Below are 10,169 nucleotides of genomic sequence, written 5' to 3'. Positions count from 1 at the left end.
AAGTACTGCTCTTCATCGACATGACTGTTTGTCTCGAGTCAGCACTGCTTCTTATTATGGGTTGTTCCCTATCCACGCCATACTCTGTGTCACGTTTACGTGAACAAATGTCTAACGAGTGTCGTATTATTTTCTCCTAACGAGCCCAATATAATCGAGTCGCTAAGTGCTTTCTGTAACAAAGACCCATGTTCATACCTTGTAAAAAGAACCGAAGGTCTTCCCAAACAATGACTTGGCGTGCCTAGGCTTTACTCAAACCATCCATGTTTTTTACAAATTTGTGGGCGATATCGTCGAAATCACGGCGTTCGCTTACAACAGTTGGGTTATGATAAAGAATTGTCCCGCTATTCTGTCATAGGAATGGTAGGAATAGAGAAGGATTCTCCTATTTTTATTATCAAGTGGTGTTTTTTCGGACTATTTTTGTATGTTTGAGCTGAAAAAGATTGTTTCTTCATTGTTGATGCCTTTACCTGCAATGCTCATTGTTGGTTTTTTAGGCTTGATGCTTATTATGTTTACCGCTAAACGAAAGACAGGATGTTTTGTCGTATTGTTTTCTCTTTGCGGTATTTTCCTCATTGCTTTCCAACCTATCTCTACGCGCCTGCTAATGCCAATGGAACGTACTTACTCCGCCTTTTTACCCATCGATGAACCTATCGATTACGTGATGGTTCTTGGCAGTGGGCATGTGGTCGACGATCAAATACCCCCCACCTCAGAACTCAGTCGTACTGCGTTGATGAGACTGAGCGAAGGGATTCGGATCTCTCGTATGTACCCTGGTTCTAAACTGATTCTTTCAGGTTACGCTGGAGGTTCTGAATTTAGTAACGCGCGAATGATGGCGAAAGTTGCACTCGCGTTAGGGGTATCCAAGTCTGATATTATCTTGCTGGAAACAGCCAAAGATACGTGGGAAGAAGCGCGACAAGCCGCGGCGTTTGTCGGCCAGAAAAAACTGATACTCGTCACATCCGCAAGTCATATGCAGCGTTCACTAAACGAGTTTCACTCCGCTGGGATTAAACCCGTTCCTGCGCCGACTAACTACTTGGCCCACCAAAATATTAATCAGCCGTGGGAAAAATACACACCAAGAGCGCGTTACCTAGAGCAAACCGAACGATATTGGCACGAAACCTTAGGGACGGCCTGGCAGACATTACGTGATAAAGCCGCCAATTACGAAGAAAACGTTTTGGAAGTGGAAGATAATACGCTTTAGGCGTCATCCATAACACGGTTAACTCTACAAATCTCCGAGATAGAACGCTCCCATATTAAAAAGCCCGAAGTCATCAACTTCGGGCTTTTTTGTCTATCCTATGGATAAATCCAATGATTATGGGAATGCCATGGTTGTAGGAATACAGTGCTTGTGGGAAGACAATATTGTGGGAATACTAGATTTAATCTCCGGCAAACATATACCCCTCGCCATGGACAGTGACAAAAATTTGCGGGTTCTTTGCATCGTATTCCATTTTCGCTCTCATGCGTCTGATCAACACATCAATAGTACGATCGTTTGGTGCATCGACGCGGTGACTGATCATGTTGAGTATACGTTCTCGGCTTAATACTTGGTTAGGGTACGATGATAACGCAACAAGCAATTCGTATTCTGCTTTGGTCAGTTTAACCGGAACACCATCACGGCTAAGTGCTCTGCGCTGAATATCAAACGTCCAATCACTAAAGTGAACCAATTTCTCGTTGGCGTCTTTTTTTACCGCAGAGAGAGAAGAGGCATTCTTTGCTGTTGAGATCCGCCACAATAAATTTTTCACTCGAACCAGCAGTTCACGTAATTCAAAGGGTTTGGTGACGTAATCATCCGCACCCATTTCTAAGCCAACAATCTTATCAATGCTGTCCGTTCGCCCGGTTACTAGAATAATACCAATGTCCGACTGACTTCGTAGTTCTCGTGTCAACATCAGACCATCAGAGCCTGGAAGGTTAATGTCGAGCATGACCAAATCGACAGAGGACATTTGCAATATTTCATGCATCTGTTCACCGCTTTGAGCTTCACTCACCGTATAACCTTCATTCTGAAAGTAGCCGACCAGCTTACTGCGTGTTACAGCATCGTCTTCGACGACCAGTATATGATAAGTCATTTAACTCACTTATTTTTATTCATTGGAATGATTTTGCTAGAGCCATTCTATTCATAATTCATCACAATTCTAGCTCATCCGGTTAAGTTTGGACAAATCTTGCAAGTTTATTGATTCAAAACAAGCTCGCTGAATCTGTTCATAATACGACATAATTTCACAATATTTATCACACTCTTAAGTAACCCTATTCATTTTTATTCGCTAAACTAGAAAGATAATTTCTGTTAAGGCTAATGACAATGCAAGAAACAAAAGCATTCAACGAAAAACGGGCTGAAATCTACTGGTGGCTATCTAGCCTATTCGCCAAGGAGCTCACCGAAGCGGATATCGAACAGTACCAGTCTGCTCAGATTAGAGCTTTCCTCACTGGTTTGGGAGAGAACCCATCATTAAAACCTGCGATTGATAAACTCGTTGACGCACTGAATCGACTGCAAGACAGAGAAGATGCGCAACTTGAGTTATCTGCTGATTTTTGTGACCTATTTTTAAAGTCAGATAAAGATTCAGCTCTGCCATACGCGTCAATTTATATTGGCGAGGCTGGGATACTCAATGATACTCCTGCAAAGGAAATGGCTGAGCTGATGGCGAAGCATAATGTGACCGTTCATGAAACCCTCAATGAACCGGCTGATCATATCGCTATTGAACTTGATTTTTTAGGTCACCTGATTATCCGTTCCAATGAAGTTGAAATCGAAAAGCATCTTGACCAAGCACTGATTGAGCAAAAACAGTTTATCTCAACCTACTTGTTATCTTGGGTCCCGCAATTTGCTCATAAATGTCAGCAATTGGATGATTTCGGTTTCTATGCTGCGGTATCTGAATTGATGGGTGCTTTTCTGGAACTCGATTGCCAATACTTAGCTGGCGAGTAAAAACTCAATATAAACACCATGATATTGTCTAATTGTAGTTTTAGATCACGCGAATATGACCGCTTTTCATTGCTTGTACTTCACATGAAGTCTAAAATTAAAATAATAACGACAAAAGAATGACTAACTAACCGCTATTATTGGCGGTTTTTGTGTTTTTACTGATGTAAGATGTTTTTGCTCATGTAAGCACTGAAACGCTTTGTTAGTGAATGGAATTGCAACAGCAATTAACAGGAAAAGAATTATGGCCACAATTAAAGATGTTGCTCGCTTAGCTGGCGTATCAACGACCACGGTTTCTCACGTTATCAATAAAACGCGATTCGTGGCAGAAACGACACAAGAAAAAGTGAATAAAGCCGTTGAAGAACTCAACTACGCCCCAAGTGCCGTTGCCCGCAGCTTAAAATGCAATACAACACGTACGATTGGTATGCTGGTCACTCAATCTACAAACCTTTTCTTTTCTGAAGTCATTGACGGTGTTGAAAGCTATTGTTATCGCCAAGGCTACACGCTGATTCTTTGTAACACCGGCGGTATCTATGAAAAACAGCGTGACTATATTCGAATGCTGGCCGAAAAACGAGTGGATGGCATTCTTGTCATGTGTTCGGACCTTACTGAAGAACTCCGAGAAATGCTTGACCGTCACTCAACCATTCCAAAGGTTGTGATGGATTGGGGCCCGGAAAGCTCCCAGGCCGATAAAATAATCGATAATTCAGAAGAAGGGGGTTATCTCGCCACAAAATACCTGATTGATAAAGGCCATAAAGATATTGCTTGTCTCAGCGGGCATTTTGAAAAAGCAGCATGCCAAGAGCGCATTTTAGGCTTTAAGCGTGCATTGACAGAAGCCAACCTGAAAATCGATGAAGATTGGATCTTAGAAGGTAACTTTGAGTGTGATACTGCTGTCTTAGCGGCAGACCAAATTGCAGCGATGGACAACAAACCAACGGCCATTTTCTGTTTCAACGACACGATGGCTCTCGGTTTAATCAGTCGCTTAGGGCAAAAAGGGATTAACGTTCCTAACGATATCTCTGTCATCGGTTATGACAATATTGAGCTTGCTGAATACTTTTCGCCTCCACTAACGACCGTACACCAACCCAAACGTCGTGTAGGTAAAAATGCATTTGAAATTTTGCTTGAGAGAATCAAAGATAAAGATCATGAAAAGCGCATATTTGAGATGCACCCTGAAATCGTAGAACGAAACACCGTAAAGGATCTCAATAAGTAGGCTGTGTTGACTGGCTTTTCTTTACTTGCTAATTATATGTTATAGTTTAGACTCATTATTGAGATGAATTTGTTGGATGAACATCACAGTAACCAAGCGGTTTAGTGATATTCATTCAGATTGATCAAAGCTTTATTTTTAGTCACGCACAGGGCAAACCACTTGAAAGGGTGGGACGCAAAGCCTCCGGCCTTAACCAAACATTCTGTTTATCACAGGAGTTGGTAGGTAGCGGGGTTACCGATGGCAAGCAATGCAAACATAAAATTTACCCGTAAATGACACAGTTTCTGCATATTTTGCTAACCTCTCGGACCTGATTTGGTGGCGTATTTAACATACACCGAGAACATACAGCATGGATAAACCAATACTAAAAGACTCAATGAGGCTGTTTGAACAGCTTGGACGAGTAAAGTCTCGTTCAATGTTTGGCGGTTTCGGTATTTTTGTTGAAGACACAATGTTTGCACTTGTTGTAAATGACAAACTTCACATAAGAGCCGATAGCATTGCCGTTAAAAAGTTCAAGCAGCAAGGCTATATGCCATATGTCTATAAAAAGCGCGGACACCCTGTCGTAACCAAATATTATGCGTTACCTGATGATTGGATGTCAGATTCCGCAGCCACTCTCGCTGAAGCAAAAAGCTCATTAGAGATCGCAAAGAAAGAAAAAGAAAGCCAAGCATCTGCAAAACCGGATCGCCTTAAGGATTTACCAAATCTTAGGTTAGCAACGGAAAGAATGCTGAAAAAAGCGGGGATTGATTCTGTGGCAACTCTTGAGGAGCAAGGCTCTGTAGCCGCTTATAAGGCCATTCAGCAATCTCACCCATCAGATGTGGGCTTGGAGCTCCTTTGGGCGCTAGAAGGTGCTATTAAGGGGACTCACTGGTCTGTTATTCCCCAAGAGAGACGGGAAGAACTCGCGAATCGATTAAGATAACTCAAAAAACCAACATTCATATGTTGGTTTTTTTATGTCTCATTATCGGCATCAAAATTTGAATCTGTTTATTCTATTGATACTTGAAATTTTTTTACCCTAATACGGTTCTCTATACGCACATCACCTTACAGGTTCTATAACTATGAATAAAAAAATACTCTTTGCCATTTTTCTGATCGGCACCATTCTATTTCTTACGATAAATTACGGGCACCTTTTGACTTTAGAGAATGCAAAGTCACAGCAAGAATCATTGAGTAATATTATTGAATCCAACTTTGCAATCGCAGCTCTAAGCTACTTTGCAATTTATATCGTTGTGGTCGCATTTTCTATCCCAGGTGCTGCGGTTGTAACTCTATTAGGTGCCGCGCTGTTTGGGTTTTGGACCAGCCTGGTTTTGGTTTCTTTTGCCAGCTCAATAGGCGCAACGCTTGCCTTTCTTAGTAGTCGATTTTTGTTGAAGGAATGGGTTCAAAAAAAATTCGGCTCCAAACTCTCTACAATTAATGAAGGGGTAGAAAAAGACGGCGCGTTTTATCTTTTTTCACTGCGCCTTATCCCTGTTGTTCCATTCTTTCTGATCAACCTTTTGATGGGATTGACGCCAATATCAGCTTTAAGATTCTACCTCGTGAGTCAACTCGGTATGCTACCGGGTACGGCCGTCTATCTTAATGCGGGAACCCAACTCGCCAATATAGAAAGCCTTTCAGGCATTGTCTCTTTGCCTGTGATTCTATCGTTTGTTTTGTTGGGGTTATTTCCAATCATCACCAAGAAAGCCATGACGATAATAAGAAAGAGTGACTCTGCGAAGCAAAATGAAGGGTAACGTATTCTTGAGGAAAAAAAGGCGTGGTGCTACAGAATAAGGCTCGTGTAGCACCTAATTGATCTTGCGTGGGTGGGATTCTTGCGTGAGTGGGATCAACCTATCGAGTGCAGTTTTTAATAAACTCTATCGAGTAACGATTAAATTCTTCCGGGCGCTCAACATTACACACATGACCGCAATTAGGTATTTCTAGCAGTTTGCTATCTTGATGAGCCGCAACCATTTCTTTGACTGGTTGAATAAACATATAGTCTTGCTCACCCATTAAATAAAGTGTTGGGATTGGCAACTCTCTATTTTTGAAGTACCTCATCAATGGGTTGACTTCCGCCGTCAAAATAAACCAACGTTTAAACTCTTTCTGGCATAATTTTTTTGCCTCTCGTACAAACATATGACGAGACTCTTTCTGGTTGCGCTGAGGCATAACAACGTACGCAAACAAACGATATAACCACATGTACGGGATGATGTGTTTACTCAAATCACCTAGCTTTATTAATATCTGAGAACGAATATTGAGCCGTGTTACAGCGCCCCCTAAAACCATACTATGCACACGCTCTGACGCAATCTCTGCAATATTCTGAACGATGATCGTTCCTAGCGACATGCCAACGAAGTGGGCAGAGCGAATCTTAACGTGATCCAGTACTTTCAAAATATCCAAGGTCACTTCTCTAAACGTATAACGATTCGCAATAAGATCTTTGATGAATAGATTTGATTTCCCATGCCCACGAAGATCAAGCAGCAAGATATTGAAATGCTCTTTGTATGCTTTAATCTGTTTGAACCATATCGACGAGCTTCCACCTGCCCCGTGCACAAAAACCACCCACTCGTTACTTGAAGGGTGTTCGTATGTCTTATGAAAAAGTAGAGTTTGTGACATTATTCAATAAAACCTAAGTACGCAATCTAATGAACCTAACATAGAAGCCTACCATATTTTATAGTAAATGCTATTTATCGGATAACAAACACCACTCAAATGATTGTCTAGTTGTTGCCTGATGTGACCATTCACCTAAAGATACATTAACGTTACAGAATCGAAACCGCACAACCGTTATCGCTTAAGCAAAAAAAAGCGCCCGTAGGCGCTTGAATGTATAAGAGTGTTACTGAGTGCTTCGATACATAACCAAATAGTGCTTAGCCGCATCATCCCAACAAAAATTCTTTTTCATTGCATCCAGCTGCAATCGACGAATCTCTGGGGTATTTTGCGCATAAAGTAACAGTGAACGCATAAGCGTCAGCAAAAGAGCATTTGCCGTTGGATCAGTAAAGATAAAGCCTGTTGCTTGTTCAGGGTTCTCATCGTAATCCGTGACACTGTCTTTTAAACCGCCCACCCCGCGTACTATCGGAAGTGTGCCATAGGACATACTATAGATCTGATTCAAGCCACAGGGCTCAAACTCAGACGGCATCAAAAAGAAATCCGAACCAGCTTCGACCCAATGAGCCAACTTATTGCTGTACGCTTCGACAAATGCGAATTTGTCTCCATGTTGAGCCGCAATGTCCTTCAATTGACACGCCAATACTGGATCACCCGTACCGACAATGACGATTTGTACATCGTGCTTAAGAAACTCATGCAAAATAGGTAATAAGTAGTGAACACCCTTTTGATGAGTCAGACGACAAACCATCCCATAAAGAGCGACATCTTTAACCGGCAAACCCACTTCTTCTTGTAAGGCTTGGCAATTAGCTTTCTTACCACGAACCATACTCTGCTTTGTCGCTTTGTATTTTTTAGTCAGGTAGTCATCCGTTTCTGGGTTCCACGATGAATAGTCACATCCATTGAGAATACCGACTAAATCGTCTTTACGACGATTGAACTCATAAGACATGCCATGGCTTCCAAGCTCGGTCTTAAGCTCTTCCGCGTACGTCGGGCTAACGGCATTGATCTTGTCAGCACACATCACTCCAGCTTTCAGCATAGTGATATGTGTATCGCTTACCGCAGCTTCAGGCACATGTCTAGAGTGAAACTCAGGGACCGACTGCAATTCATCGTAGCTGAACACACCTTTAAAAACGGCGTTATGAATGGAGATAACACTTCTCATGCCTTGATAAAAGGCGTCTGCTTGATGACGAACTTTCAGGAAGTATGGGACAAGGCCCGTGTGCCAATCATTCGCATGAACAATATCAGGTTGGAATCCAAGCTTAGGGAGCATGTCTAAACTTGCCGCGCTGAAAAAAGCGAACCGTTCTGCATTGTCTGTATAAGCTTGGTTATTTTCCGCATACATTTCCTTGCGAGAAAAATATTTCTCACAACGAATCGCATAGACAGGAACACCGGATACTTCGGTACTCACGACTTGATATTCAGTATGTGGCCAACTATTTAACTGAGTATCAATCAACACCTCAGCATCTTCAATATTAGGGATTTGGCTGTAAGCTGGAATAGCTAGTTTCACCACTTGCTTCAATCTTTGCAAGGATTCAGGCAGTGCCTTGGCAACATCCGCCAAGCCACCACTTTTGATCAATCCTTCAACCTCAGAAGCAACAAATAAAATCGATAGCTTTTTAGTAGCCAATTTTCTCGCCCTTTCCTATCACAACAACACCATCTTCTGACACATGATAGTGCTTTTTATCTTCTTGTAAATTCACACCTATCTGAGTTCCTGGCGCAATATCGGCATTTTTATCAACGATGACACGGCGCAATACACAGCCTTCACCAATCTTGACGTCTCCCAATAGAATACTTTCACTAATATCACACGCTGAAGCAATATTACTTCTGAAACCCAACACTGATTTTTCAATTCTTGAACCACGAACATAACTGCCATTACAGACTAAGCTATCGATAATCTGAACACGTCCATTTGCTGAGTCAGTAAAGGTTGCTGGCGGTAATGCCGGGTAGAATGTATGCAAAGGCCATTTTCGGTTGTATAAAGAGAACGGTGGATCCTTTTTCAACAAATCCATATGAGCCTGCCAATACGCATCAATCGTACCTACATCTCGCCAATACACTTCTTCTCTCTCACCAGTAATGGTATTCGTACTAAAGTCGTAAACAAACACATCACCACGTGGGTACATATTTGGAATGATGTCGTTGCCAAAATCATGCGACGAGTCTTCTTTATCAGCATCTTCAATCAGTTCTGCATACAGGTTTTTCGCTTCGAAAATGTAGTTGCCCATCGATACTAATGCGTTTTCCGGATCGCCTGGAATTGCCTTCGGATTGGCTGGTTTCTCTTGGAAACCCACCATACGGCCTTCTGTATCAACTTCAATGACACCAAACTGTGACGCTTCAGCAAGTGGCATACGAAGTGCAGAAACCGTTAAAGCCGCTTCTTTTTGTTTATGGAAATCAAGCATTTGTCTGATGTCCATTTTATAAATATGATCAGAGCCAAATATGCAGACTTGATCCGGTTCCGCTAATTGCATGAAGTTCAAGTTTTGATAAATAGCGTCTGCAGTTCCCTCATACCAACGCTTTCCCGTTCTCATTTGAGCAGGGATTGGGTCAATAAATCGATCGGTAATCCCACTGATATTCCAACCTTTTTTCATGTGGTGGAATAGAGATTGGGATTTAAATTGCGTCAGTACGTAAATACGCATCAAATCTGCGTTAACAAAGTTATTCAGAGCGAAATCGATTAAACGATAACTGCCACCAAACGGAACTGCAGGTTTACTCCGAGATTCGGTTAACGGTCTAAGGCGAGAACCTTCGCCTCCAGCAAGAATCATACCTAAAACACCAGCCATTTTTTTCTCCATATTTATTATATTATTGTTTGGCACTATAATTATTAGTATTGGGGGTAGCGCCACTGTTCCTTCTTTCACATAAAGTCGATATCAGCGGCTTCGACTTCACGATCAAGCTCCTATACGGTAACTGCTTCCGAAAATAATACAATTTCAAATATGCAATTACGTTAGTTACCTTTATGTTTCCTTCTTACATTCTTGGCTAGCTCACAGATATAGAGTGAATACGAACAAATCAGTAACATTAAACACACAAGGTTTTGATGTACGTTCCATAGAGGAATTATTCGTATTATTGATATCA

At 41.8% G+C, this 10,169-nt stretch carries 9 protein-coding genes and 1 riboswitch; of the genes, 5 read left to right on the top strand and 4 right to left on the bottom strand.

The window, feature by feature from the left end; genetic code table 11:
* The first annotated feature begins 433 nt into the window (after nt 1-433).
* Nucleotides 434-1,237, top strand: coding sequence for an envelope biogenesis factor ElyC (gene elyC / locus QF117_RS11975; RefSeq protein WP_282389125.1), 804 nt, complete (start codon nt 434-436; stop codon nt 1,235-1,237).
* Between the two features lie 184 nt (nt 1,238-1,421).
* On the opposite strand, the gene torR is transcribed toward elyC, so the two are convergent.
* On the bottom strand, nt 1,422-2,138 hold the full coding sequence (gene torR, locus QF117_RS11970; RefSeq protein WP_282389124.1) for a two-component system response regulator TorR: 717 nt from the start codon (nt 2,136-2,138) through the stop codon (nt 1,422-1,424).
* Between the two features lie 242 nt (nt 2,139-2,380).
* Here torR and torD point away from each other — a divergent pair, with 242 nt between their 5' ends.
* The 4 genes from torD to QF117_RS11950 all read left to right on the top strand — a co-directional run bounded on the left by torD (nt 2,381) and on the right by QF117_RS11950 (nt 6,070).
* Complete coding sequence (gene torD / locus QF117_RS11965; RefSeq protein ID WP_282389123.1) at nt 2,381-3,028, top strand: molecular chaperone TorD; 648 nt, start codon at nt 2,381-2,383, stop codon at nt 3,026-3,028.
* 247 nt (nt 3,029-3,275) lie between these two features.
* On the top strand, nt 3,276-4,283 hold the full coding sequence (purR, locus tag QF117_RS11960) for an HTH-type transcriptional repressor PurR (protein WP_017033756.1): 1,008 nt from the start codon (nt 3,276-3,278) through the stop codon (nt 4,281-4,283).
* Between the two features lie 142 nt (nt 4,284-4,425).
* A riboswitch (cyclic di-GMP riboswitch) is annotated at nt 4,426-4,528 on the top strand.
* A gap of 113 nt (nt 4,529-4,641) precedes the next feature.
* The gene (locus QF117_RS11955) at nt 4,642-5,232 is read left to right on the top strand and encodes a TfoX/Sxy family DNA transformation protein (RefSeq protein ID WP_282389122.1); all 591 of its coding nucleotides are present in this window, start codon (nt 4,642-4,644) and stop codon (nt 5,230-5,232) included.
* Nucleotides 5,233-5,377: 145 nt separating this feature from the next.
* Complete coding sequence (locus QF117_RS11950) at nt 5,378-6,070, top strand: TVP38/TMEM64 family protein (protein ID WP_282389121.1); 693 nt, start codon at nt 5,378-5,380, stop codon at nt 6,068-6,070.
* Nucleotides 6,071-6,170: 100 nt separating this feature from the next.
* Here QF117_RS11950 and QF117_RS11945 read toward each other — a convergent pair whose 3' ends face one another.
* The 3 genes from QF117_RS11945 to glgC all read right to left on the bottom strand — a co-directional run bounded on the left by QF117_RS11945 (nt 6,171) and on the right by glgC (nt 9,859).
* The gene (locus QF117_RS11945; protein WP_282389120.1) at nt 6,171-6,968 is read right to left on the bottom strand and encodes an alpha/beta hydrolase; all 798 of its coding nucleotides are present in this window, start codon (nt 6,966-6,968) and stop codon (nt 6,171-6,173) included.
* A gap of 229 nt (nt 6,969-7,197) precedes the next feature.
* Nucleotides 7,198-8,652, bottom strand: a complete 1,455-nt coding sequence (gene glgA / locus QF117_RS11940; protein ID WP_282389119.1) for a glycogen synthase GlgA — start codon at nt 8,650-8,652, stop codon at nt 7,198-7,200.
* Entirely contained in the window at nt 8,642-9,859 is a 1,218-nt protein-coding gene (gene glgC / locus QF117_RS11935) for a glucose-1-phosphate adenylyltransferase (protein WP_282389118.1), read from the bottom strand. Before glgC ends, glgA begins: the two co-directional genes overlap by 11 nt.
* Nucleotides 9,860-10,169 lie beyond the last annotated feature (310 nt).

It is taken from the genome of Vibrio sp. YMD68 (assembly GCF_029958905.1).
In the GTDB taxonomy this organism is placed as follows: Bacteria; Pseudomonadota; Gammaproteobacteria; order Enterobacterales; family Vibrionaceae; genus Vibrio.
Note: the sequence above shows the minus strand (reverse complement) of the source record. Positions and strands in the feature narration are given on the sequence as shown.